This is a genomic window from Spirulina subsalsa PCC 9445, assembly GCF_000314005.1.
In the GTDB taxonomy this organism is placed as follows: Bacteria; Cyanobacteriota; Cyanobacteriia; order Cyanobacteriales; family Spirulinaceae; genus Spirulina_A; species Spirulina_A subsalsa.
In genome coordinates this window covers 2876685-2901288 of record NZ_JH980292.1, presented here as the reverse complement: position 1 = coordinate 2901288, position 24604 = coordinate 2876685, and the positions used below count along the sequence as shown (strand labels likewise).

19 protein-coding genes are annotated in these 24604 nt (G+C 44.3%); 14 read left to right on the top strand and 5 right to left on the bottom strand.

What is annotated here, in order from left to right; genetic code table 11:
- Positions 1 to 36 precede the first annotated feature (36 nt).
- From SPI9445_RS0113230 to SPI9445_RS0113205, 5 genes are all read left to right on the top strand, one after another.
- Entirely contained in the window at positions 37 to 1221 is a 1185-nt protein-coding gene (locus SPI9445_RS0113230; RefSeq protein ID WP_026079770.1) for an AAA family ATPase, read from the top strand.
- Complete coding sequence (locus tag SPI9445_RS0113225) at positions 1221 to 1844, top strand: DUF4276 family protein (RefSeq protein WP_017305233.1); 624 nt, start codon at positions 1221 to 1223, stop codon at positions 1842 to 1844. Before SPI9445_RS0113230 ends, SPI9445_RS0113225 begins: the two co-directional genes overlap by 1 nt.
- A 239-nt stretch (positions 1845 to 2083) precedes the next feature.
- Positions 2084 to 2383 carry a type II toxin-antitoxin system HigB family toxin gene (locus SPI9445_RS32125; RefSeq protein ID WP_017305231.1) on the top strand — a complete coding sequence of 100 codons (300 nt, stop codon included), beginning with the start codon at positions 2084 to 2086 and terminating at the stop codon, positions 2381 to 2383.
- Complete coding sequence (locus tag SPI9445_RS0113210) at positions 2298 to 2786, top strand: helix-turn-helix domain-containing protein (RefSeq protein WP_237747960.1); 489 nt, start codon at positions 2298 to 2300, stop codon at positions 2784 to 2786. The genes SPI9445_RS32125 and SPI9445_RS0113210 overlap by 86 nt, the downstream gene beginning before the upstream one ends.
- A 53-nt stretch (positions 2787 to 2839) precedes the next feature.
- Entirely contained in the window at positions 2840 to 5935 is a 3096-nt protein-coding gene (locus tag SPI9445_RS0113205) for a type I restriction endonuclease subunit R (RefSeq protein ID WP_017305229.1), read from the top strand.
- A gap of 90 nt (positions 5936 to 6025) precedes the next feature.
- On the opposite strand, the gene SPI9445_RS0113200 is transcribed toward SPI9445_RS0113205, so the two are convergent.
- Together SPI9445_RS0113200 and SPI9445_RS0113195 are read right to left on the bottom strand one after the other, a co-directional pair.
- On the bottom strand, positions 6026 to 6238 hold the full coding sequence (locus tag SPI9445_RS0113200) for a DUF2281 domain-containing protein (RefSeq protein ID WP_017305228.1): 213 nt from the start codon (positions 6236 to 6238) through the stop codon (positions 6026 to 6028).
- 358 nt (positions 6239 to 6596) lie between these two features.
- Positions 6597 to 7004: a hypothetical protein gene (locus tag SPI9445_RS0113195; protein WP_017305227.1), complete on the bottom strand. Its 408-nt coding sequence runs from the start codon at positions 7002 to 7004 to the stop codon at positions 6597 to 6599.
- A gap of 320 nt (positions 7005 to 7324) precedes the next feature.
- On the opposite strand from SPI9445_RS0113195, the gene cofH reads away from it, so the two are divergent.
- Positions 7325 to 8479, top strand: coding sequence for a 7,8-didemethyl-8-hydroxy-5-deazariboflavin synthase subunit CofH (gene cofH, locus SPI9445_RS0113190; RefSeq protein ID WP_017305226.1), 1155 nt, complete (start codon positions 7325 to 7327; stop codon positions 8477 to 8479).
- On the opposite strand, the gene dacB is transcribed toward cofH, so the two are convergent.
- Positions 8456 to 9382: a D-alanyl-D-alanine carboxypeptidase/D-alanyl-D-alanine endopeptidase gene (gene dacB, locus SPI9445_RS0113185; protein ID WP_100227085.1), complete on the bottom strand. Its 927-nt coding sequence runs from the start codon at positions 9380 to 9382 to the stop codon at positions 8456 to 8458. The genes cofH and dacB overlap by 24 nt on opposite strands.
- A gap of 429 nt (positions 9383 to 9811) precedes the next feature.
- Between dacB and SPI9445_RS0113180 the strand changes: the two genes are divergently transcribed.
- The 3 genes from SPI9445_RS0113180 to SPI9445_RS0113170 are packed head-to-tail and all read left to right on the top strand — an operon-like array spanning position 9812 to position 11724.
- Positions 9812 to 10153, top strand: a complete 342-nt coding sequence (locus tag SPI9445_RS0113180) for a hypothetical protein (RefSeq protein ID WP_017305224.1) — start codon at positions 9812 to 9814, stop codon at positions 10151 to 10153.
- Positions 10154 to 10202: 49 nt separating this feature from the next.
- Positions 10203 to 11126, top strand: coding sequence for an RluA family pseudouridine synthase (locus SPI9445_RS0113175; protein WP_017305223.1), 924 nt, complete (start codon positions 10203 to 10205; stop codon positions 11124 to 11126).
- A 19-nt stretch (positions 11127 to 11145) separates the two neighbouring features.
- On the top strand, positions 11146 to 11724 hold the full coding sequence (locus tag SPI9445_RS0113170; RefSeq protein WP_017305222.1) for a phycobiliprotein lyase: 579 nt from the start codon (positions 11146 to 11148) through the stop codon (positions 11722 to 11724).
- Between the two features lie 9 nt (positions 11725 to 11733).
- Here the strand turns inward: SPI9445_RS0113170 and SPI9445_RS25495 are convergent, their stop codons facing one another.
- The gene (locus SPI9445_RS25495; RefSeq protein WP_017305221.1) at positions 11734 to 13116 is read right to left on the bottom strand and encodes a tetratricopeptide repeat protein; all 1383 of its coding nucleotides are present in this window, start codon (positions 13114 to 13116) and stop codon (positions 11734 to 11736) included.
- A 236-nt stretch (positions 13117 to 13352) separates the two neighbouring features.
- Here SPI9445_RS25495 and SPI9445_RS0113160 point away from each other — a divergent pair, with 236 nt between their 5' ends.
- The 5 genes from SPI9445_RS0113160 to SPI9445_RS0113140 all read left to right on the top strand — a co-directional run bounded on the left by SPI9445_RS0113160 (position 13353) and on the right by SPI9445_RS0113140 (position 19039).
- Positions 13353 to 14660 carry a hypothetical protein gene (locus tag SPI9445_RS0113160; protein WP_017305220.1) on the top strand — a complete coding sequence of 436 codons (1308 nt, stop codon included), beginning with the start codon at positions 13353 to 13355 and terminating at the stop codon, positions 14658 to 14660.
- A 293-nt stretch (positions 14661 to 14953) separates the two neighbouring features.
- On the top strand, positions 14954 to 15643 hold the full coding sequence (locus SPI9445_RS0113155; RefSeq protein ID WP_017305219.1) for a class I SAM-dependent methyltransferase: 690 nt from the start codon (positions 14954 to 14956) through the stop codon (positions 15641 to 15643).
- A 132-nt stretch (positions 15644 to 15775) separates the two neighbouring features.
- Positions 15776 to 17464, top strand: a complete 1689-nt coding sequence (locus SPI9445_RS0113150; RefSeq protein ID WP_017305218.1) for a M14 family metallopeptidase — start codon at positions 15776 to 15778, stop codon at positions 17462 to 17464.
- A gap of 103 nt (positions 17465 to 17567) precedes the next feature.
- The gene (locus SPI9445_RS0113145; RefSeq protein WP_017305217.1) at positions 17568 to 17783 is read left to right on the top strand and encodes a hypothetical protein; all 216 of its coding nucleotides are present in this window, start codon (positions 17568 to 17570) and stop codon (positions 17781 to 17783) included.
- A 65-nt stretch (positions 17784 to 17848) separates the two neighbouring features.
- Positions 17849 to 19039, top strand: a complete 1191-nt coding sequence (locus SPI9445_RS0113140) for an aminotransferase class V-fold PLP-dependent enzyme (protein WP_017305216.1) — start codon at positions 17849 to 17851, stop codon at positions 19037 to 19039.
- Positions 19040 to 19067: 28 nt separating this feature from the next.
- Here SPI9445_RS0113140 and SPI9445_RS0113135 read toward each other — a convergent pair whose 3' ends face one another.
- Positions 19068 to 24599: a trifunctional serine/threonine-protein kinase/ATP-binding protein/sensor histidine kinase gene (locus tag SPI9445_RS0113135; RefSeq protein WP_017305215.1), complete on the bottom strand. Its 5532-nt coding sequence runs from the start codon at positions 24597 to 24599 to the stop codon at positions 19068 to 19070.
- Between the last annotated feature and the right edge of the window lie 5 nt (positions 24600 to 24604).

The following is a 24604-nucleotide window of genomic DNA, read 5'->3' as shown; positions in this document are numbered from 1 at the left end:
TTAGATGTTCATTACTCACGATTAAAGGTTCACGTTATGCAAATTGAATCACTGGAAATAAAAAACTACCGCTTGTTTCGTGATACCAAGCTGACTAATATCCCGCGATTGTGTGTACTTGTCGGCGCTAATGGCACAGGAAAATCTACCTTATTTGATGTTTTTTCGTTTTTGAAAGATTCTCTTGCTATGAACGTGACTAAGGCTATTTCAAAAAGAGGCGGGTATAAAGAGTTAGCAAGTCGTGGCTTTGCGTCCGAACCTATTGAAATTTCTATGCAGTTCCGTATGGAAATAACAGGTTATGATCGTTTAGTAACCTATATTTTAAAACTTGAACCTAGTACAATAGGCAGACCTGTTATTGCTCGTGAAATTTTGCATTACAAACGCGGCGCTAATGGCAAACCCTGCCACTTCCTAGACTTTACTTATGGTAAAGGTTACTCCATTATCAATGAAGAAGATTTTTCTAAGCCCGATGAAGAATTAAAACGAGAAGAACAGGAATTAGATTCTCCTGATATTTTAGCCATTAAAGGTTTAGGGCAGTTTGAGCGTTTTAAAGCCGCTAGTGCTTTTCGATTAATGATTGAAAATTGGCACATCTCCGATTTTCATATTTCTGAAGCACGCCCCAGTCAAGAAGATGGTTTTGCTGAACATCTATCAACTCGTGGCGACAATTTAGCCGTTGTCTCAAATTATTTATTTGAACATCATCCTGAAAGTTTTGAGCGTGTATTAAAGTCTATGCGCGTCAGGGTGCCTGGAGTATCCGTTATAGAACCCAAACAAACAGAAGATGGTCGCTTGGTATTGCGCTTTCAGGACGGTAGTTTTAAAGACCCCTTTATTGCTCGCCATGTATCCGATGGCACTATTAAAATGTTTGCGTATTTAATTTTATTAAATGATCCAAAACCATTTCCTCTTTTAGCTGTAGAAGAACCTGAAAATCAGTTATATCCAGAATTATTACCTGAGTTAGCCGAAGAGTTTAGGGCTTATGCTCGTCGCGGCGGACAAGTATTTATTTCCTCCCACTCCCCTGATTTTTTAAATGCCCTCACACTGGCTGAAATTTATTGTTTACGCAAAGATTCTGGATTTACAAAAGTGACCTGTGCTAATGATTCTCAAAATCTCAAAGCTTTATTTGAGGCGGGTGACTTACCTGGATACCTATGGAAACAAGGCTTGTTTGAGGGTCTAAATTAATGCAAGGAAGAATTATCTTTTTATTGGAAGAGCCTTCCATGAAAAATTTATTGGCAGGTTTATTGCCAAGGTTATTTCCGGGCTGGATTGAAGGTGAACATTTTCTTTGTATACCGCATCAAGGCAAGAGTGACTTAGATAAAAGTATTCCTAGAAAATTAAAGGCGTGGCAAATTCCAGATGATCGCTTTGTGATTGTTCGTGATAACGATAACACAGATTGTATATTATTAAAATCACGCTTGTTAGCTATATGTGAAGCTAATGGGCGTTCAGATACCTTAGTGCGATTAGTTTGCCAAGAGTTAGAAGGATGGTATTTAGGTGATTTATCAGCATTAGCCTCTGCTTTTAACAACCCTAAGCTCAATACTCCCAAAAATGTAAAACGGTTTTCTGTACCAGATGAATGGCAAAAGCCTTCTATTGAAGTTGCTCGTTTAATTCCTGAATTTCAAAAAGCTAGCAGCGCCCGCTTAATGGGCGACCATTTAAATATTGGATTAAATATTGAAAACATTAATAAATCAAAAAGTTTTCAGGTGTTTATTGCTGGCTTGCAGAGAATGGCTAGTGACATGGGATGGCAATGTAACAACAATACAGGAGAAAATAACCAATGACCGACTACAACGCGATCGCCGAAGCCAATAACTGTATTGTTCTAGAACAATACAGCAAGCAACCAAGAGTTATCGAAGGCTTACCCCGTGAAATCGCCCTGCGGCAACAATAATACAAATTGTTTACATATTGACAACTCTTTGTCAATATGTAAACATGGATACTAATAATAGGAATCTAACTGCGAAAAGAGATAAATTGTGACTCATGACAAACTTGCATTCACAAGGAAGATCCCGTGCATCTTATCTCGGTCGGAAAACTTATTAAAGCTGCTGCTCAATACCCTAATACAGTCGAAATAGTTAAAAACTTCGCCAAAAAAGTTGAGAACTCTAACTGGAGAAATCTGATCGATGTGCAAGCCGACTATCCTTCTGCTGAAGCCGTTGGTAGGTTTACAGTTTTCAATATTAAAGGCAATAGATATCGTCTAATACTGGCGATCGACTATGAAAGCCAAGTCGCATCCTTCAAATACTTTCTCAACCACGCTGACTACAGTAAGGATGAATGGAAAAATGACCCTCACTATTAACAGAGATAGCTATATAGAGTTGCTTAATAGATACGAAATCAGTCCAAAGATCATCGAAACGCAGCTAGAATACGAGCATTTTCTTACGGTGACAGAAAATCTTCTATCTAAGCAGCATGAACGCAACGAAGCCGAAACGGCTCTATTTATGTTGCTGGTAAAACTCATTCGAGACTATGAAGAAAAAACCTATTCTTTTCAAGAATGGATAAACACCAAGCCCCATGAATTCTTACAGCATTTAATGGAAGCACGGGAAATCAAGCAAGTTGAACTAGCTAGAGAAACTGGTTTAAATAAAGGAATAGTATCAGCAATACTTAGCGGCAAAAGAGAAATTAGCAAAACTCAAGCCAAGAAATTGGGAGAGTATTTTAATGTTTCTCCTGCTGCTTTTATTTAACTAGAAGAACAATTAGAATAAGCGGAGCAGAAGTTTTTAGAGGACAAAAACCAATGACCGACTACAACGCGATCGCCGAATCCAATAACTTCATCGTTCTGAATAAATACACCAAAATCCCCCAAAGCGATAGCTACCAAAGCGAAAGCGCTTTAGAGCGCGAATTGATTCAGGACTTAGTAAATCAAGGCTATCAATACCTGCCCAAATTAACCAACCCCCAAGCCATGTTAGCCAACGTCCGCGAGCAATTGCAGACCCTCAATCATGTGCAGTTTACCGATAGTGAATGGCAGCGTTTTGTAGAAAACTTTTTAGATAAACCGGGGGACAGCATCACCGATAAAACCCGTAAAATCCATGATAACTACATCTATGATTTTGTATTTGATGATGGCCACATTCAAAACATCTACCTCCTCGATAAAAAGAACCTTGCCCGTAATCAAGTCCAAGTCATCCAACAATTTGAACAAAAAGGAACCCAAGCCAACCGCTACGATGTGACTATTTTAGTCAACGGCTTGCCCCTCGTACAAATTGAACTCAAAAAACGCGGCGTAGCCATTCGAGAAGCCTTTAACCAAGTCCATCGCTACAGCAAAGAAAGCTTCAACGCTGAACATTCCCTCTATAAATATTTACAACTCTTTGTCATTTCCAACGGCACCAATACCCGCTACTTTGCCAATACCACCCAACGCAATAAAAACAGCTTTGACTTTACCATGCACTGGGCGAAAGCTGATAACAGCCTGATTAAAGACCTCAAAGACTTTACCGCCACCTTTTTTCAGAAAAACACCCTGCTCAGTGTCCTGCTAAAATATTCCGTATTTGATGTTAATAATACCTTGCTAGTGATGCGCCCCTACCAGATTGCGGCCACTGAGCGCATTTTGTGGAAAATTAACAGTGCCTACCAAGCCAAACACTGGAGCAAAACTGAAGGCGGCGGCTACATCTGGCACACCACCGGCTCCGGCAAAACCTTAACCAGCTTTAAAGCGGCGCGGCTAGCCACCGAACTAGAATTTATCGACAAAGTGTTTTTTGTGGTGGACAGAAAAGACCTCGATTATCAAACCATGAAAGAATATCAACGCTTTTCTCCCGATAGCGTCAACGGCTCCGATAACACGGCCGGGCTAAAGCGAAATCTGGAGAAAGATGACAACAAAATCATCGTCACCACTATCCAGAAACTCAATAACCTGATGAAAGCCGAAAGCGACCTAGCCATCTATAACAAGCAGGTCGTGTTTATTTTTGATGAATGCCACCGTAGCCAATTTGGTGAGGCACAGAAGAACTTACGGAAAAAATTCAAGAAATTTTATCAGTTTGGCTTCACTGGCACCCCCATTTTTCAGCAAAACGCCCTAGGTGCAGACACCACCGCCAGCGTATTCGGTTGTGAATTGCATTCCTATGTAATCACCGACGCAATCCGTGATGAAAAAGTGCTGAAATTCAAGGTGGACTATAACGATGTGCGCCCCAAGTTCAAAGCCATTGAAACCGAACAGGATGAGCAAAAACTGAGCGCCGCCGAAAATAAACAAGCCCTGTTACACCCTGATCGCATTGGCGAGATTGCCCAATATATCTTAAATAACTTCCGCCAAAAAACCCACCGCTTGCAAGCTGGCAGCAAAGGCTTTAACGCGCTGTTTGCCGTGAGCAGTGTGGACGCGGCCAAGCTGTATTACGAAACCTTTAAGCAGTTGCAAAAAGACCGCGATAAACCCCTAAAAATCGCTACTATTTTTTCCTTTGCCGCTAATGAAGAACAGGCAACCGTGGGCGAAATTTTGGATGAAAGCTTTAATGTCTCCGCCATGAACAGCAGCGCTAAAGAATTTTTAAGTGCTGCTATTAATGACTATAACGCCCTGTTTAAAACCAATTTCAGCGTTGATAGCAACGGTTTCCAAAACTACTACCGCGATCTGGCCAAGCAAGTCAAAGCCCAAGAAATCGACCTGCTAATTGTGGTGGGGATGTTCCTGACGGGGTTTGATGCGCCTACCCTTAACACTTTATTTGTGGACAAAAACCTGCGCTATCACGGTTTGCTGCAAGCCTATTCCCGCACTAACCGGATTTATGATGCTACTAAGACCTTTGGCAATATCGTCACCTTCCGCGATTTGGAACAAGCTACCATTGACGCTATTACCCTGTTTGGCGATAAAAACACTAAAAACGTAGTGCTAGAAAAAAGCTACAGGGAATATATGGAAGGCTTTACCGATGTGGTGACGGGTGAAGCCCGGCGCGGCTTTATAGAAGTAGTCACGGACTTAGAGCAGCGTTTTCCCAACCCCGATGAGATTGTTTTAGAAAAGGACAAAAAAGACTTTGCCAAGCTATTTGGCGAATATTTGCGCGTTGAAAATGTGCTGCAAAACTACGATGAGTTTGCTAGCCTGAAAGCCTTGCAACAGGTGGATATCAATGACCCGGCGGCGGTTGAAGCCTTTAAAGCAGAACACTATTTAAGTGATGAAGACTTGACGGCACTGCAAGCAATCCAGGTTCCGAGCGATCGCACCCTTCAAGATTACCGCTCCACCTACAACGATATCCGCGACTGGTTGCGCCGGAAAAAAGCGGACAGTGAAAACGCAGAATCCGCCATGGATTGGGATGATGTGGTGTTTGAGGTGGATTTGCTGAAATCTCAAGAGATTAATCTGGATTACATTCTTGAACTAATTTTTGAGCAGAATAAAAAGAATAAAAATAAAGGTGAATTAATCGAAGACGTGCGCCGCTTGATTCGAGCCAGCCTAGGCAATCGAGCAAAAGAAAGCCTAATTGTGGATTTCATTAATCAAACTAATCTCGATGAGATAGCCGATAAAGCCACCATCATTGATGCGTTTTTTAAATTTGCCCAAGCCGAGCAAGCCCGCGAAGCTGATGAGTTGATTCGTTCCGAAGGCTTGAATGTCGAAGCAGCCAAGCGCTATATCAAAGCCTCTCTAAAACGGGAGTTCGCCAGCGAGAATGGGACGGAGTTAAATTCAACACTGCCTAAAATGAGTCCGCTTAATCCACAATACAAAACCAAGAAACAGAGCGTTTTTCAAAAAATCTCGGCGTTTGTTGAGAAGTTTAAAGGTGTAGGCGGACAGATTTAGGACTCTACGAATGGAATGATTCGCGCTGAAGCGCAACTAGGAAAATACAAATATTACCGCCTAGCCAAATATTCGTATCGAGAAGAAACACTAGCCATTTCTCCATTCAACTGCAAGATGCTGTAACTCAACGGATGTGTAGCCATCTGCTTTTAGCATCCCTGCCCAATCTTGCCGTAATTTAGTCTTGCTATTTTCGTTAACCCGTTTTAGCAAAACACTAATAAATGTTTTTACCTCGGCTCTCAAATCTGGTGATAGTTCACGGATTACCTCTTCTAAGGGCTTTTTAGATAAGTCCATAGTATTTACCAGAGTGGTTTTTAGTTCAGTTTCCTTAGTGTAACAAGGATTTAATTATCTGGGGAAGTATTCGTTATGATAATTCTGTCTCAAAAAAGGGATTATGCTAACTACTTGGCTCTGTGCTTCAGCAAACAAAAACAAAACTTCGAGGTTGAATCATGACAAAAGATAAATTAGACAAATTGACCCCTGTACATCCTAGCGAAGTCCTGTTAGAAGAATTTCTCAAGCCTATGATCTGGATGTAGCTGAAGATGCACTCGGAGAACAAGTGAAAATGGAAGTTTGTTCCCTGCAAGACTCACAGTTTTGATACTTGGCCTCTACGAATGGAATGATTCGCGCTGAAGCGCAACTACGAACGGGTGAGCTTCAATAAGTATTGACCCCATTGGGCGGCGAGTTGGGCATCTGTAAAGGGAATTTCTATGCTTTGGTTGGGCTTAAGTTGGAATTGGAGGGCAATCGAGCCTTTGCCGTCTAGTTTATCCCAAGCAACGGGTTGTTGATTGATTAACAGATTAATCTGTTCTACGTCTTGCAGGGAGAAGGTTTGGAGATTGATGGGGGTTTGGCGGGTGGGTTTGCCCCAAGTAATGCGATCGCCTTTTAAACCCAAGACGGCATAAATATCATACTTGGTCTTGTCAAACTGCTGGGCCCACCGTTCATAGGCCGCCAATTTCTGGTATTCATTCCACCCCGCCCAAGCTAGTCCAATAAAAGCAGCTAATAAGGGCAACCATAATAATCCTCGTTCCATTGGGCTTTTATAATGAAATACGGGACCATTGTGAACTACCCCACCCTGCCTAGGCGCGAGGATGGAGCTTCCTGATTCAATGGGAAGTGCTTTCTATACCGAAATATAGCCCGTCTTATCTTCCCTCCCCAGGCAGAAGTCCTAGTTCCTAAGACCCAAATTTTCTCTTGCAACACAGCCCTTTTTAGCTTGGTTTTCGCTTTGGGAGTTAGTGGTCAAGATATATTTATCTTAGCATGGGTTCGCTGTCGCTCAGGGGTTTCTCTTTAGCCATATCAGTTATCAAGAAAAAACTATGAAAACTTAAACGGTAAGTAAAGATGAAGTTGATTGAACAAATACTTAATCGGGTCTGTGATGGCTATGATTTAACCCCAGAGGAAGCGGTGCTTTTATTACAGCAAACGGATCCGCTGGTGGTGGAGAAGATTCGGGAAACGAGCGATCGCCTCCGTCAAGAACAAGTGGGGGAAACCGTCACCTATATTGTGAACCGCAATATTAACTACAGCAATATCTGCGAACAACATTGTAATTTTTGCGCCTTCCGTCGGGATGAAGGGGAAGAGGGGGCCTATTGGTTGGAGTGGGAGCAAATCCGGGCCAAAACCGAGGAAGCGGTAAAACAGGGAGCGAGTGAGATTTGTATGCAGGGGGGGTTAAATCCGGCCGCGAAACTCAACGGTTCCACGTTGCGCTATTATCTGCGCTTGGTGGAAACCATTAAACAGGATTTTCCCCAGCTTCATATTCACGCTTTTTCCCCCCAAGAGGTGCAGTTTATCGCCCGGGAAGATGGTTTATCCCTGCGAGAGGTGATTGTGGCGCTGCGGGAGGGTGGGGTGGGTTCCTTACCCGGCACGGCCGCGGAGGTGTTGGATGATCGGGTGCGTCGGGTGATTTGCCCGGAAAAAATCGACACGGCCACCTGGTTGGAGGTGGTGGAAACGGCCCATCAGGAGGGTTTACCCACGACTAGCACGTTGATGTCTGGTCATATTGAAACCCCCATGCAGCAGATTCACCATCTAGAATTACTGCGACAGTTGCAAGAAAAGGCGATCGCCCATCATTACCCAGCCCGCATTACTGAGTTTATTATTCTGCCCTTTGTGGGACAATTTGCCCCCGCCCCCCTCCGTCGCCGAGTGGGACGAGATCAACCTGTGTTAGAGGAGGTGTTGCGCTTAACCGCCGTTGCCCGCCTTTATCTGGGGCGCTGGATTGTTAATCATCAACCCAGTTGGGTCAAGCTGGGCTTAAAGGGGGCCACAGCGGCCTTGCAATGGGGCTGTAACGACTTGGGGGGGACCTTAATGGAAGAACATATTACCAGCATGGCGGGGGCGCAGGGTGGCACGTCTTTGACCGTGGAGGAGTTACGGAGTGCGATCGCCTCCCTGAACCGTCCAGCGCGAGAACGTACCACCCTCTACCAACCCCAACCCACTTTAACAGCGCATCACTTGGGATAAAGCAATCACAATAGAATCCACAGAATTGACCAAATTAGCCCCCGATTGGGAGGGATTATTCACCAACACACTAAACACCAACATCCCATATTCGGGATGTTCAATATAACCCGATAAAGCCCGCACTCCGGTTAAGGTTCCGGTTTTCGCGTAGACTCGACCTTGAGCGCGGGTATTATGAAAACGACGACTCAGGGTGCCACTTTTTCCGGCCACAGGCAACGAGCGAATAAACACATCCCGTTTATCGTTAAAATACATCGCCCGCAAGGTTTCCACCAGGGATTGTGCTGTGGCTAAATTATTGCGCGATAGACCAGACCCATCCACTTGGCGAAATCCTCCATTCACCCCCAACTGAGTGAGGCTTTGCCGTGCCGCTTGCACCCCCCCGAGGGTACTTAATAGCACATCGGCATAGTTATTATTACTCCTCAAATTCGTGACATTAATCCAATTGATTAAAGGTTGAGAACGAATAGAACTTTGTAAGTTCAGCCGTTGTAAGGCGGCCGCCGTGGTGAATAGTTTAATATTAGAAGCGGGGATTAACTGAGTATTGGCGTTATAACTGTAAAGGGTGCGACCGTCTAAGGTTTGCACTAAAACCCCCCAACGTCCCCCACGACGTTGAATAATCTCCGTAATATTGGGTTCTAAAAACTCCTCACAAATGCCCGGTGTATTACGTTCCGGGGGGGGAACATAGATAGGAATACTATCCGCTTGTGCCACCGTTGGAGGGGCTTCTGGGGGAAGTTCTGGGCTGACTTGGGCGGTCAATTCTGGCGTAAAATCAGAAGGGTCTGCCAACGCAGGAGTAGTGAGGAACAAACTTTCCGAGGCGATCGCTGTCATTGTAACAACGAGCGCCGATCTTAACCAAGGAGCTATTTTTTTCATAGAAAAATAATCACGGCAATTGAATTAGGGTGAGGTAGATGGAGCAAACACTCGGCCCCTTTTCAGACAAAACTGGATTGAGACTATCATTTCTGTGGTCATTTAACAATCATTAGACGAACAAAACAAGAACCCGGGTTGCATTTATCCTCTCCTGAATATCTCGAACCCCCTAAAAATATGGGTTTCTGACCTCAAGCTTGAAACCGGATTTCTTTCCCCTCTCCCTGTCTCTCCTGCTCCCTATATCCCCCCAACCCCTCTAGAAATTTCTAGATTGTAGGACTTTGGGAACGTTACCCCCCCATCCAACCTTGACAAGTTAAGCTGGTGTGCAGCTTGTAACGTTGAACCCTAACTTGTCAAGATTGCCTATTACCCTGTTCCCCGTTCCCTGTTCCCTTATTCAGTAAAATTTGCCGAGGTTTGATGAAAATTACAGTCACCCAGATCAAGGTTCTTCATACGATTATTTTCTGGATTTTGAGCCTATGTGTCCTCTATTCCCTATTTAGTGCAGTGTCTGGTAAAATCACGTTGTGGACTTGGTTTGCCGTTGGCTTAGTGTTAATTGAAAGTGTTGTTTTAATGCTGTCGGGGTGGACTTGTCCCCTGACTCTTTGGGTGGAGCGCCTCGGTCATGAAAAAGGCTCGGTAGCCGATATTTTTCTCCCCCTGTGGTTGGCTAACCGCATTTTCCCAATTTGTGGGACAATGTTTGCTTGTTCCCTCGTTCTCCTTTTAATCCGGGTTCTTTTTCTGACCCCGTGAGTAACCCCCTAATGTTACATTTTCTCCCCTAGCTTTTACCCCCCAACTCATGCCCCATCATCTCTCCTTAACTGTTGCCGGAAAAGCGACCCGTTTAGACCGTTGGTTAGCGGCCGAACTCCCGGAATTAACTCGTTCTCGCTTACAAAAATTAATTGAAGGGGGACAAGTTCAAATCAATGGTCAACCGTGCCAGAAAAAGCAAACGGTGGTCAAAGTTGGGGATCAAATTACCCTCGAAATTCCCCCCACAGAATCCCTCCAACTGGAACCGGAAAACCTCCCCCTAGATATTCTCTACGAAGATGAAAGCCTGATTATTATTAACAAAGCGGCCGGGATGGTGGTTCATCCGGCACCCGGTCACAGTGGGGGAACTTTGGTTAATGGGTTACTCTACCACTGTCAGGATTTAGCGGGAATTGGGGGGGTGGAACGGCCGGGTATTGTCCACCGTTTGGATAGGGATACTACGGGGGCGATGGTGGTGGCGAAGACGGATCAGGCTCACCAACACCTACAAAAGCAGATTCAGACCAAAATTGCCCAACGGGAGTATTTAGGCGTGGTCTACGGCGCGCCAAGGGCTTCTGAGGGAACGATTGATGCGCCGATTGGTCGTCATCCCGTAGACCGAAAGAAACAGGCGATTGTGCCGGAGTCTCAGGGGGGGCGGCCGGCCGTGACTCATTGGCGGGTGGGGGAACGGTTGGGCAATTTTACGCTGTTGGAGTTTAAGCTAGAAACGGGACGCACCCATCAAATTCGGGTTCATAGTAGCTCGATGGGTCATCCGATTGTGGGGGATGGGGTCTATGGGGTGGGGCGTTCCCTAGGGGTGAACTTGACGGGGCAAGCCCTCCATGCCTATCGTTTGATTGTAGAGCATCCTGTTTCGGGGGAGAGAATTGAGGCGATCGCACCTCCTCCCCCAGAGTTCCTCACGTTGTTAGAAGTTCTCCGCAAACGTTGATTTTTTCAGATTTTGGCTTATGGATACTACGGTGTTTCATCAGTTTTTTGACCATTGTGTAGGCAATTGGCAAACCGAACGGACTTATCATTATTTGACCAAGCAGGAAGTAGAGCGATCGCATACTGATTTCCAAATCGCCCCCCTTTCCGCCGCTCTCAAGCTCAAAGTCCTCGCCGATAACCTCTACCCCACGATGCCCGATGTAGACCCCTTACCGGGCTTTTCCTTGGGCTTTCAGACCGTTTCTGAACATGGGGACAAGGTATCTCAAAGCCTCAATTTGCTTTTTGTGCCGCAAGAGCAAACGGGGGAGATCTTAACGGGGGATTATTTACGCGATCGCGCCTATGAAGAATCTCGACCGATTATTTCTCAGTTTAGCTTCAACAACAGCACCCGAGAACTACTAATGACCACCCAATACACCCGCGTTGTCTCGGTAGACTCTATCACCCTGATTAATCCTACTCTGCGCATTCGTCGCATTTATAACTACCAACGACCCGAAGCAGGACAACCCTTAGATACCCTGTTATTAGTAGGCTTTGGGGTAGAACAAAAGGGGCAATCTTGCAACAATCCCGGACAATCCTGAGTCCACAGATCACGTTTGTTCAAAGAAGGGGATAATCGGTTGTTGCCTGACAGGTTCTATCGGGGTTTCCTCTTCCGCTTCCTCGGGGGATGATTCTGGTGGTAAAGGGGGAAGGGATTCTGGGGGTTCAGGTTCAGGTTCAGGTTGAGGGGGTTGTAAACGTTGGAGGGCGGGGAGGATCGTATTTTGTAGATGCTCGTCTACTGCTTCGACTTTATCGGGTTGATTCCGAGCGCGAAAGAGAGTTTTCGCTTGTTCTAAGGTTGCGATCGCCTCCTCATACAATTCTAACTCCCCATAGCACACCCCTAGGTTAAAGAAGGCATCAGCCGAAATGGGATTTCGCCGCAGGGTGTTTTGATAGGCTTCCACGGCAAGTTCACATTGATTCGTGTCTTGGTAAGCAATGCCTAAATTGTAATAATTACTCGCCTCATCGGGATTCAGGCGAATGGCCTGTTGTAGGATAGAAATAGCCTCGCGGGGGTTGCCACTTTCAATTAAGGCGGCTCCGAGTTGTTGGTAGGCTATGGCATTATTGGGATCTAAGGCGATCGCATCCCGCAAACGCCCCACCGCAGCCCCCGGCTGTTCTAAACGAGCAAAGACTAAGCCTAAATGATACTGGGCTAACGCATTATCTGGGGCCAGATTCACCGCCTGCTGTAGGGCATCCCGCGCCAATTCTAACTGACCTTGACGAGCATAGAGTAACCCCACTTGATAATGGGCATCAATGAATCTGGGGTTAATTTCAATCGCCCGGTTATAGAGGGAAATCGCTTCCCCCGTAGACCCATCCCGTGCCAAAATCAAGGCTAGATTGTAATGAGCCTCAGCATTGCGGGGATCTAGTAAAATCACCTGACGATAGGCTTGACTCGCTTCCTGATAACGCCCCAGCGCGTCCAAGGTGAGGGCTAAATTATAGATAGCTGGGCTAAACTTAGGATTAAGTTGTACCGACCGCTCAAAGACCTGTAACGCTTGAGGGAGGGCCCCTCGGCGAAAGAGAGCCACCCCTAAATTGTAATAGGCATCATTGAGGGAGGGGTCTAAACTAATCGCCCGTTGAAATTGTCCAATCGCCTCATCAACACTCTCCTGCTGGATTAGGACATTCCCCAGCATATAGTAAGCGATCGCCATCAAAGGATCAAAACGCAAAGCCTCCCGAAATTCCGTTTCAGCCCGGGCAAACTCCCCCTTTTGGTAACGCAACACCCCCTGCTGGAAATGAATCGCCGCGTCTAAATCCTCCGTATAGAGGCCATCAATCACCTGTTTCTGGCGCACAATAGGGGGGGTAGGCTTTGCCCAAACCGCCTCCCCTAGATGGACTCCTATGATCACTCCTGCGGCTAAAGCCCAGTATTGCCAGCGATGTCCCATGATTTTCCTTGCCCTCACACAACTGTCTTTAGTATTTTAACGGAAATGTCAAAAAGAATTCCCCATTCTATAGAAGACTGGGGATGAATTCTCAACCAACAGAATCAATCGACTGTAGGCCGTCAACACACCCTTAAAAATCTATGATATAAATACTCCCAACCTAACCCTAATGTTGCCCCTCGCTGAACCTACATTATGATTTAGTCAAAACTCATACTCAATCTGCAAAAACAATGGCTCAAGACCCAGTTAACATTAGCTCAAATATCCATAAATTCAAACAGTTTAATATTAAAAAAATTGCCCTCAAAAATGACCTTAATTTTGTCCTTACTATGTGGGGCTTGAGTCGCCTATTGATTTTATTTAGTTTTTGGGGTATTGCACCGCTTATTCCTGTTCCACCAAGAGGCGCAAGGGCTGTAATTGGCTTAGAAGCACTCTCATGGTGGGATGGACTCTGGTATATTGAAATTGCAACAGAAGGATATAGCTATATTAATGATTTAGAATACCATTCCGTAGCATTCTTTCCCCTTTTACCCTTACTAATGCGTGGGTTAATGGTGTTCGGAATTTCGCCTTTGGTCGCTGGAATTTTAATCAATAATACAGCCTTTTTTGGGGCATTGTGGCTCATCTATCGCTGGTTAAAACAACAGCAGGGGGAAAATGTAGCGCGGTGGGCTATTGCCACCTTAAGCTGGTGTCCTTACTCTCTTTACGGCACAGTTCTTTATACAGAAGGCCTGTTTTTATTGCTCACAACAGCGACCTTGTGGGCGTTTGAAAAAGAACAGTATGGTAGGGTTGCATTATTGGGAATATTAACCACAGCCACTCGTTCTCCGGGGGTGGCTATGATTCCAGCTTTTTTAATCATAGCCCTGTGGAAACGTAAGCCTCCAGTAGCTTATTTAGCCTCCTTAGCAATGGCGGGAGGAATTGTTGCTTATAGTGTCTATTGTGGTTTAAAATTTGGTGATCCTTTAGCATTTGTTCATGTACAAGTCGCTTGGGGGAGAACGAGGGGATTTGATTGGACCGATTGGCAACGGATTGTTATGTATACCCTCATTGGCGTGCCGAATTGGAATGCTCGACAACTTCAGGATATTTTTTATCCGGTAGCAATGCTTTTAGTGGCAGGGCTGGGGTTCATTTTTTGGTATTTTCGCCAGAAATTGGGGGCAATTTCCCCCTATGGTACCGTGGTTTTGTTGGTGATTCTCTGGCTGTTAGCTGGGGATTCTTTTTTGCGATTAGGGATGGTTTGGGGGGGATTGATTTTGTTGTTAATCACCTGTCGTAAACTTCCCCCCGGGGTGATATTATATGGCTTGTTTAATTTGGGAATTATTTTGAGTTCAGGTCGCAGTAGTTCGTCGGAACGTCTGGCCTATGGTATTGTCAGTTTATCAATGGCGGCTGGGGTTGTTTTGGCAAGATATCCCCGATTTGGTTATGGTTTTATGGGCTTTTTGGGCTTACTTTTAGTGACAGTAACCATTCGTTTTGCTCAACAAACTTGGGTCGCTTAACAAAGAACAGTTACGGTTCAACGGTAACGCCCTAGCTAAGAGCCTGAGAATCGAGAATCCCCCGCTAAACTGCACAAGTGATTAGAAGCAGGAAAGCCAATCCTAGATTTTCTGTCATCTTTCTTCCTCTTTTCCCAAAGTCTTTCGTTTTTTGGCTTTGTTGCTTTCTCGCGCTATCCTTGTGTCATACTAGGTGAGTATCTTCTAGATCTTCCCCCTTGATACCGTCGAGTCTGCTTCGGTAACAAATGCGCGAGAATCATCCGTTTAAAACTCTTTAAGAAATAAATTGTATGAACAGCCAACTGATTGAAATTGAAGCCTATCTTCAGCGACTTTATGCGAATCGATTTGACGCAAAATTACTTAAATCCAAAACTCGATTATGGCGGGTTCTAATTGATGTTTTTTTACAGCAATATATTAAAACAGATGCGACCATTTTAGATGTAGGAGGTGGGTATTGTGAATTTATTAATCAAGTCACAGCCCGGGAAAAATATCTCGTTGATCTCAATCCTGACGCTCAAGTTTATGCCAATCCTGATGTTAAAGTCCTACAGGTAGACTTTTTGAGTGTTGCCGAATATTTACCACAAAACAATTATTTTGATGTTATTTTTATTTCTAACTTTTTTGAACATCTGGCAACAAAAGAAGAATTATTACAAGTATTAGTATTATGTTTTAAGTTGCTCAAACCCGGGGGGAGTTTGTTAGTCATTCAACCAAACTTTAAGTATGCCTATCGTGAGTATTATGATTTCATTGATCATCAACTACCTTTAACCCATATTTCTTTACAAGAAATTCTTTATGCTATTGGGTTTAAAATTCCTGTACTTATCCCCCGATTTCTCCCCTATTCTACCCACAATGCACCCACATCTACTCGTTTATTACGGCTTTATTTAAATTTACCAATTTTTTGGTCTTTCATTGGTAAGCAAATGTTTGTTAAAGCGGATAAACCCTTGAGTTAATCTATAGTAATTTACCAGAAGTGTTGAGTTACAGAATCTTGGGTTTGAGGGAACAAGGCATCGGGAATAGGGAACAAATTATCTAAAAAATGTATACCTTCGTTCAATGATGATAGCTTATTCTTTGAAATCATGATCAATCCTCCGACGTTTAATCATTATTACCGTTACAATGAACTGGTGACGGTTTTACAAAACTACGCCAACAATTACCCCCATTTAGTACGCTTAGAAACTATGGGTCAAAGTCATGAAAACCGGGATTTGTGGTTAGTGACGGTGACTTGTTGGGAAACGGGTTTAGCGAGGGAAAAACCCGCCCTGTGGGTCGATGGAAATATTCACTCTGTTGAGTTAGCCCCTTCGGTGGCTTGTGTGTATTTTTTGGAGACGTTAGTGAGGGGATATGAACAAGATCCTGATATTACGCGCTGCCTCAAAACTCGGGCGTTTTATATTTGCCCTCGGGTGAATCCTGATGGGGCAGAATTAGCGTTAGCTGACTCTCCGCAATTCCTCCGTTCTGGTACTCGTTTTTACCCCTATTCTGACCTAGATTTACCGGGTTTAGTGATGGAAGATATAGATGGGGATGGACGAATTTTAATGATGAGAATTCCTGATGGCAATGGCAACTGGAAGGTATGTCCTGATGATTCTCGATTGATGATTCCCCGAGAACCGACGGAGGTAGGAGGGGAATATTACCGACTGTTACCGGAGGGAAAAATAGATCAGTATGATGGGGTATTAATTCCCACAAAACCCCTTAAACAACAGTTGGATTTTAACCGAAATTTTCCCGTTTGTTGGCGGGAGGAGGGGGAACAACAAGGGGCGGGAGATTATCCTACTTCTGAACCAGAAGTTAGGGCGTTAGTGGATTTTATTACTCAACATCCCAATATTACCGGGGCGGTTTCTTTTCATACGATGAGCGGGGTTTTATTGCGTCCCTATAGTTATCAAGATGATGAAAAATTTTCCCATCAAGACTTGACAATTTATCAAAAAATTGCTAAGAAAGGGACGGAATTAACAGGCTATCCGGCGGTTTCAGTTTATCATGGTTTTCGCCAACATCATGAGAGTTATGTGACGGGAGCTTTTGATGATTGGTGTTATGAAGCGTTAGGGTTATTTGCTTGGACAGTGGAAATTTGGAGTCCTCAACAACAGGCGGGAATTACGGATTATGATTATGTGAAATGGTATGAGGAGCATCCCTTAGAAGATGATTTAAAGTTATTGGCTTGGAATGATCAAGTTTTGGGGGGGAAGGGTTATATTAACTGGTATCCTTTTGAACATCCTCAGTTAGGAATGGTGGAGTTGGGGGGCTGGGATGAGGTCTATTTTTGGCGCAATCCTCCCCATGAATTGTTAGAAAAGGAGGTGTCTCGGTTTCCGGGTTGGTTGGTGTGGCATTTGTTGATTTCACCTCTATTAGATTGGTATGAAATGAAGGTGCAACGGGTGGGGAGTGAGGTGTTTTTGTTGCGGGTCTTGGTGCAAAATACGGGCTGGTTGCCGACGTATATTAGCCAAAAGGGACGGAGGAAAAAACAAGTTCAGGGTTGTATTGTTACGCTAAAATTGCCGGAGGGGGCGAGTTTGGAGTTAGGGGAAAGGACGGTGAATGTGGGACATTTGGAGGGACGCGCTTATAAGCCTTCTGCGCCTGCGGGACGGGTGGGGGATGAAACGAGCGATCGCGCTAAAATAGAATGGATTGTTCGTGCGCCTGCTGGGGGAACGGTAGAGGTGACGGCAAAATGCGATCGCGCTGGGGTGGTGCGCAGACAGATCGAGTTAGTCTGAATTTACCTTGATGAGAGAATGTAACATTATTCAAAGTTTTGCGCCGCCTACCACAACTTTCTTCTAAAATCAACGGTAAAATCCATGAGTTTGTCCTACGCCCATGACTCCTCCCCCCGTATCCCCTCTGACCCATCACGAACCCGATCACGTTTTACGAGCGCTTTCCATTGCGGCCCTTAAGTTGCTCTGTGAAGATCGGGAGCAGGAATTAGTGGAATTAATTCATTTGCTCTCCCCAGAAACGAAAGCGGAATTGATGCGTTTTGCCGTCAATCAGTTAAAGTCCTCCTCTCCCCTTGTGAAGTCCCCCGCCTAACAAAAGCGGGGTCGCGTTTCAGGGTAAAGTAGGGGAAACCGTGAGACTTGTCCCCTAAATTCAAGATGACCAATCAGACCCCTGCCACCGTTCCCCTCAAGCAGCATCGTCAAGCCTTTCCGGGTTTAGCGGACAAGGCTTATTTTAACTTTGGGGGACAGGGAACTATGCCCCAAGCCTCTTTAAAAGCCATTTATCAGGCCTATGAATTCCTGCAAGAAAAAGGCCCCTTTTCTCGCCAGGTCAATGATTGGATTGAACAGGAATGTCAATTATTACGCCATGCGATCGCCTCAGAACTGCGCACCTCCCCCGCCACCATCACCCTCACCGATAGCGTCACCACAGGCTGTAATATCGTCCTCTGGGGCATTCAGTGGCAAGCAGGGGATCATATCCTAATCACCGACTGTGAACACCCCGGAATTATTGCTTCCGTCAAAGAAGTGGCCCGGCGCTTTAGTTTGCGCGTCTCCACCTGCCCCATCATGGCCACCCTCAACCGAGGCAACCCCAGCGTCGTCATCGAGCAACACCTACAACCCAACACCCGCTTAGTCGTGTTATCCCATGTCCTCTGGAATAGCGGCCAAGTGTTACCCCTCCCGGAGATTATCCAAGCTTGTCGCACCTTTAAAAGTGAACGTCCTATTCAGATTCTCGTCGATGCCGCCCAATCCGTCGGACAATTGCCCCTCAATCTCAGTGAACTGGCTGTGGATTTTTACGCCTTCACCGGGCATAAATGGCTCTGTGGGCCGGCTGGAGTGGGGGGGTTGTACGTTCATCCCCACGCCTTAGAAGAACTGAATCCTACTTTTATCGGTTGGCGGAGTATTACCATGGATGGGGCAGGAATGCCCACCGGATGGCAACCCGACGGGAGACGCTTTGAAGTCGCCACTACCGCCTATCCTCAGTATGCGGGGTTAAGACAGGCGATCGCAACCCATCAAGCTTGGGGACCTCCCGAAGAACGCTACACCAAAATCTGTTACAACAGCGAATACCTCTGGCAAGGCCTCTATCTCCTACCCCAAATCGAATGTTTACGCAGCCTTCCCCCCGAATCCGGTTTAGTCTCCTTCCGTCTCACCACCAACGAAATCCTACACCCCCGCCTTGCCCAAGCCCTAGAACAACAGGGCTTTTTCGTCCGCACCCTCAAAAACCCCGACTGTATTCGCGCTTGTGTCCACTATCTCACCCTCCCCTCAGAAATGGATCAATTGATTAAAGTTCTAGGCAGTTTATAGGGGCAAGGGGGGAATTGCCCCTCAGTCATTAAACCATCGGCAAAGCCACCGTAAAAACCGTTTTCCCCGGTTGAGAGGTAAAACTCAACGTTCCCCGATGTTTCTCAATAATTTTCTTCACAATATCCAGACCTAAACCACTCCCCTCTCCGGCCGGTTTTGTCGTGAAAAACGGCTCAAAAATCCGGTCTTGAATCTCCACCGGAATTCCCTGTCCTGAATCCTCAATCTGAACCAGAACTTCATCCTCTATTGTCAACACCCGAATCCTTAAATCTCCTTGATTTTTCATCGCTTGAATCCCATTATGAATTAAATTCGTCCAGACCTGAATCAACTCATCCGGGAAACAAGGAATATCGGGAATAGCCGCAAAATCTCGATGAACTTCTACCCCATGTTTAAGTTGATTATGATACAACTCCAGCACCGTCTCTATACTTTCAATAATATTAACCCTTTGAGGATCACCTAAATGGTCATAACGAGCATAATTTTTTAACGCAAACACCACCTTAGAGGCGCGATTCACCGCCGTTATAATATTCCGATTGTTGCCTTGCAAGCGGGCGATATTATAGGCAATCTTCAGCAACCAGTCCACATCAGGACTTTGTAGAATGCTCAAAAATTCCCCCACATTCTTATAAATCCCCATATCCGTTAAACTGTCCGCAATGCGGCGATTATTGAGAATATTCAAAGCCTCCAACTCCCGAATAACATTGCGCTTATGTTGACGTTTATCACGGGATGAAATCGCCGTAGAACTTTCTAAAGAAGCCTCTAGTAAATCAAAGAAGCACTTCTGTTGTTCCGTATTTAGCTTTTCTGGAATTTTCGGCAACTCCGCCAACGTTTCCGTTAACGCTTTACTGGTATTTTCAGAAGAGGAAAGAATCGCCCCTAATGGAGTATTAATTTCATGAGCCACTCCAGCCACCAGTTGACCCAGTGCCGCCATTTTTTCGGATTGAATTAACTGCTGTTGACTCGCTTGTAACTCTTCTAAAGCTTTTTGCAGTTCTTGGGTACGTTGAGTTACTTTCGTTTCTAAGTTCTTATAAAGGCGGGCATTATCAATCGAAATAGCCGCCTGTCCTGAGAGTAACTGAACCACCCCAATCCGGTCATAGGTAAACGCCGAAGCCGTCAAATTATTCTCTAGATAAATAATGCCCGTCAATTTACCTTGATTCAACAAAGGAGTACAGAGAATAGATTTAGGTGGGAAAAGTTGAAAATAGGGATCTCCACTGTATTTATGCTCTTGATTTGCATCCTCTAATACTAAATTTTGATTGGTTCGGAGGACATAGTTAATAATAGATTTTGGCAACTTATTCCCAATAGCTAAACTTTGTAAAACCGCCACCTTTTTATGGGTAACACTGACAGACGCTTCAATGAGGAAATCTTCCAGATGACTAATTGCCGTTTCAGGAGATTTATTCAGGAGTAAATAACCAACAGTTGCCCCCGTATTTTCTAAGAGTATCTCCATTAACTTAGTCAGCAATCGTTCCAATAAAATTTCACCCGCTAAGGCTTGAGAAGCCTTCATAATTGTGGCAAAATCTAAAGAAGATCCCGTGTCCATTTCCGTGGAACTGCTAGAACTGGTTGTCCGAGTCTTCTTATACAGGGGTGCCGTGGCAACTTTATTAATTAAATGTCGATAATTTTGATCCAGTTGTTGCACTTTACGGGTGGCTTGCCAACGGGTATAACCATAATAAGCCTCGGTCATATATAACTTCGCAAATTTTTGATTTCCTTGCTGAATCCAAAAACGGGCAGCCAGTTCATTGGCTAAGGCTTCACTCTGGATAAAGTCATTAACTTGGGCTGAACTAATAGCCTCTTCATACAAGTTTAAAGCTTGTTGAATCTTGCCTTGAATACGGGCTTTTTCTGCTTCCACTAAGAGATATTTATGACCAAAGTTTTCAGGACAGTTATCCGCCCAAATTTTGAGCATTTTTTGATTTTCGTCGAGTTGGGCAAAATATTGTTGCTGATCTGAGGGAGAAGCCGTAGGATAGAGTTGAGCTAAGGTGAGGGAATAATAAAAATTGTGTTCTACTTGGTTGGGAATGCCTGAGACAAAAACAACGGTGTTACAACTCGCTTTAGCAAAAACTAAGGCTTCTGAATAAGACCCATAGAGATATAACAGTTGCATTTTAAAAATGTTGTACATCGCAACACCGGGGAGGAATTGATTATCCATCCACATCTGTACACAGGCCATCTCATCAAAGTTTTCATCACTTAAAGAAGCTTGCTCACGGGTCAAATCTTGTAAGTTGCGAATGACTTGTTGATAAGTTTGTTGAACCCCAACAAAAACGTGGTTTTTACTTTGCCGCAGAAAGTCTAAAAACTTGTCCGACTCATCTAAAATACTGTTAAAATCATGACCCATTAAAATCCGTTGCAAGATAACATGATAGGAAATATAACTGGTATAAACATCTCCCGTATTTACTCCATCTTGATAGCCTTGACGCAAAATAGGGAGATTATTTTTCATGGGACTGCGCCAATGACTAATTAAACCTGCAACCAAGTTAAAGACTTTACAAGTCAGGTTAGCGGTGTGGAACTTTTCATTCATTTTTAAGGCTAATTGCCCAAATTCATAGCCATTTTCGTACTCTAAGAGTCGAGAACCTGCCACAATTCCCCAAAAGGCATAACCATGAGCGGAAGCTTCCGAATTGCCGTATTCTATCGATAAATTCACCATTTTAAGAGTAATTAAAGCCAGTAAGTCTTGATTGGTGAAATAAGCTGGGCCTGTCATATTCATCAAGACATTCATACAAATCTCAATTTCTGGGTTTGTATTATCTGGAATTAATGCAAGTTCAGGAATTTTATGTTTTGCTAAATTTTCCCGATAAACTGTGAGTTCTGCCTCAAAAGCCGGGGGAATATCATCTCCTCCAGTGGGTATATTTAAGCCAAATACCTCAAGGGTTTGAGACGCTAGACGAATATTTTCAACAAACTTGCCTGTATTGTCATATAGGGCAAGGCGGACAATTTGAACTTGCGCTTTTTCTAAACTCGTTTTTGCTTGGGTAATAATGAGATCAAATAAATTTTCTGCTGTTTCAAAATTGCCACATAAATATTCACATTCTGAGCGTTCTTGATATAAATTAAAGGCTAAATCATAATCCATTTGCCAAGCATTATCACCTAAATAGACTAACCCAGAAGAGAAGTATTTTAAGGCGGGTTCGTAGGCTGTGGAATCTTTAGCTTTTTGACCGGCAACGAGATTTAAAGAGGCTAAATGATGTTTCTCCTTGTCTTCTTCAATTAAAGCCGACCCTGCGTTTAAATGGTTGACAATATCAAATAGTTTTTCGTCTTCCTCAAGGTTGGTCACTTGTTTCAGTAGTAAGCGACCCATTTTGAGGTGAGTGATGGCTTTTTCTGATTCAGGAATCAGGGTATAAGCAGCTTGTTGTACTCGGTCATGGAGGAAGCGGTAATCGACAGAGATTTTGTCTACTTCCTCTATTTTTTGCCACAGTAAGGGAATTCTATAAGTATCACTAGAAGGGATAATAAAGCCCTCTTGTAAGGCATCCCAGAGGGAGTTGGCAACTTCGGGTAAGGATTGCTCACTGACGGTGGCTAAAATGTGTAAACTAAAACGATTCCCGATGCAGGAGGCGAGTTTTAAACTTTCCTGAGTGGTGGCTGGCAGCTTCCTGAGTTTGTTAATCATTAAATCAACGACATTTTCGGTAATGTCACACTGACGAATGGCTGCGACATCCCAATTCCATTGACCGTTAATGTAGTCGAAATAAAAAAGTTCTTCACTGTACAAAGATTTCAAGAGTTGGGTCAAAAAGAAGGGATTTCCACCCGTTTTATTATGGCAAAGTTGAGCGAGTTCTAAGGTGTCCTCTGTTGGTCGATATAATGTGTCACTAATTAGCTTGTTTGTTGTGTCTAAGTCAAGCGGTTTTACTTCAATTGTTTTAACTATAACTTCGCTTTCTTCAATGGCATGAAGGGTTAACATTAGGGGATGAGATGGGCTAACTTCATTGTCTCGATACGCCCCAATAATGAGTAAATAACGGCTTTCAGGATTGGTGACTAAAAGGTTAAGAAATTTAAGGGAGGGAGAGTCTGCCCACTGTAAATCATCTAAGAAGATAACGAGGGGGTGTTCTGCTTGGGTAAAGACAGCAATAAACTTTTGAAAGACTAAATTAAAGCGGTTTTGAGATTCTGTGGGGCCAAGATGAGGGACGGGGGGCTGAGGGCCAATGATTAATTCTACTTCGGGGATAACGTCAATGATGACGGCTCCATTTTGACCTAAAGCCTTCAGCAGTTTTTGCTTCCATTGCTCAATTTTATCTTCGGTTTCGGTTAATAGTTGTTGAACCAGTTCTTGGAAGGCTTCAATTAAAGAAGCATAGGGAATATTGCGTTTAAATTGGTCAAATTTGCCGCTAATAAAAAAACCCTTGCGTTTAACAATAGGCTTGTGAATTTCATGGACGAGGGAGGATTTGCCGATGCCAGAATAGCCACTGACTAACATTAATTCGGTGTGACCAAAGCTGGCAATTTCAAAGGCTTGGAGGAGGGTTTTAACTTCTGCTTCACGACCATAGAGTTTTTGCGGAATTTGGAATTGATCCGAGATGTTGTTTTGGGCGATCGCAAAATCTTCAATCTGTTGCCTCTCCTGCCACTGCTGCGAGCATTTGAGCAGATCCTGTTTCAACGCAATGGCGGTTTGATACCGATCTTCGGCATTCTTAGCTAATAATTTTAAAATAATGTTGCTAATAACGGGGGGAATTTGCGGATTAAGGGTTGTCGGATTGGGGGGTTCTTTGGCTAAATGAGCGTGAATTAGTTCAATAGGATCAAGACTATCAAAAGGGAGTTCTCCCGTTAAGAGTTCATAGAAAGTGATACCGAGAGAGTAAAAATCGGTGCGGTAATCAATTAGTCGGTTCATGCGTCCCGTTTGTTCGGGGGAGAGATAAGCGAGGGTACCTTCTAAAGCGTTGGGGGTACTGATGCCTTGATTTTCGCTGGATAAGAGGGAAGAAATACCAAAGTCAGTGATTTTAAGGTCTTGGGTGGCTAAATTTACAATAATATTGGAGGGTTTAATATCTTTGTGAATGATGCGGTGTTGGTGAATTTCGCTGAGACTGTTGGTAATGGCGATCGCAATTGACAGAAAAACCTCAACGGAGAGGGGGCCTTGTTGGGCAATAACATCATACAAGGACTGTCCCCCAAAGTCCTCTAAAATTAAGGCTAACCCGTGATTGTACTTTTCTAAACCCAAGGGTTGCACCACATGATTTAAGGTTAACCCCTGCATGATTTCGTACTCATGCTTTAACTTGGCAATCTCCCGCAGGGAGGGATATTCAGCTTTTGGAACTTTGACAATCACGGGAACTTGATCTTTGTTGCGATGACCTCGATAGATCAGGTTTTTGGTGCCGATGCTCAGTTCAGAGGTGATGGTATAGTGGGTCAGAGTTTTGTGTTGCATGGTTT

Bases quoted from the DNA above. Each gene is read 5' to 3' on its own strand.
- SPI9445_RS0113180 (WP_017305224.1), top strand. From the start codon at position 9,812: ATGAAAATTACAGTCACCCAGATCAAGGTTCTTCATACGATTATTTTC.
- SPI9445_RS0113205 (WP_017305229.1), top strand. From the start codon at position 2,840: ATGACCGACTACAACGCGATCGCCGAATCCAATAACTTCATCGTTCTG.
- SPI9445_RS0113225 (WP_017305233.1), top strand. From the start codon at position 1,221: ATGCAAGGAAGAATTATCTTTTTATTGGAAGAGCCTTCCATGAAAAAT.
- SPI9445_RS0113155 (WP_017305219.1), top strand. From the start codon at position 14,954: ATGAACAGCCAACTGATTGAAATTGAAGCCTATCTTCAGCGACTTTAT.
- SPI9445_RS0113200 (WP_017305228.1), bottom strand. From the start codon at position 6,238: ATGGACTTATCTAAAAAGCCCTTAGAAGAGGTAATCCGTGAACTATCA.
- SPI9445_RS0113145 (WP_017305217.1), top strand. From the start codon at position 17,568: ATGACTCCTCCCCCCGTATCCCCTCTGACCCATCACGAACCCGATCAC.
- SPI9445_RS0113230 (WP_026079770.1), top strand. From the start codon at position 37: ATGCAAATTGAATCACTGGAAATAAAAAACTACCGCTTGTTTCGTGAT.
- dacB (WP_100227085.1), bottom strand. From the start codon at position 9,382: ATGAAAAAAATAGCTCCTTGGTTAAGATCGGCGCTCGTTGTTACAATG.
- cofH (WP_017305226.1), top strand. From the start codon at position 7,325: ATGAAGTTGATTGAACAAATACTTAATCGGGTCTGTGATGGCTATGAT.
- SPI9445_RS0113140 (WP_017305216.1), top strand. From the start codon at position 17,849: ATGACCAATCAGACCCCTGCCACCGTTCCCCTCAAGCAGCATCGTCAA.
- SPI9445_RS0113135 (WP_017305215.1), bottom strand. From the start codon at position 24,599: ATGCAACACAAAACTCTGACCCACTATACCATCACCTCTGAACTGAGC.
- SPI9445_RS0113170 (WP_017305222.1), top strand. From the start codon at position 11,146: ATGGATACTACGGTGTTTCATCAGTTTTTTGACCATTGTGTAGGCAAT.
- SPI9445_RS0113210 (WP_237747960.1), top strand. From the start codon at position 2,298: ATGAAAGCCAAGTCGCATCCTTCAAATACTTTCTCAACCACGCTGACT.
- SPI9445_RS0113160 (WP_017305220.1), top strand. From the start codon at position 13,353: ATGGCTCAAGACCCAGTTAACATTAGCTCAAATATCCATAAATTCAAA.
- SPI9445_RS0113195 (WP_017305227.1), bottom strand. From the start codon at position 7,004: ATGGAACGAGGATTATTATGGTTGCCCTTATTAGCTGCTTTTATTGGA.
- SPI9445_RS25495 (WP_017305221.1), bottom strand. From the start codon at position 13,116: ATGGGACATCGCTGGCAATACTGGGCTTTAGCCGCAGGAGTGATCATA.
- SPI9445_RS0113150 (WP_017305218.1), top strand. From the start codon at position 15,776: ATGATCAATCCTCCGACGTTTAATCATTATTACCGTTACAATGAACTG.
- SPI9445_RS0113175 (WP_017305223.1), top strand. From the start codon at position 10,203: ATGCCCCATCATCTCTCCTTAACTGTTGCCGGAAAAGCGACCCGTTTA.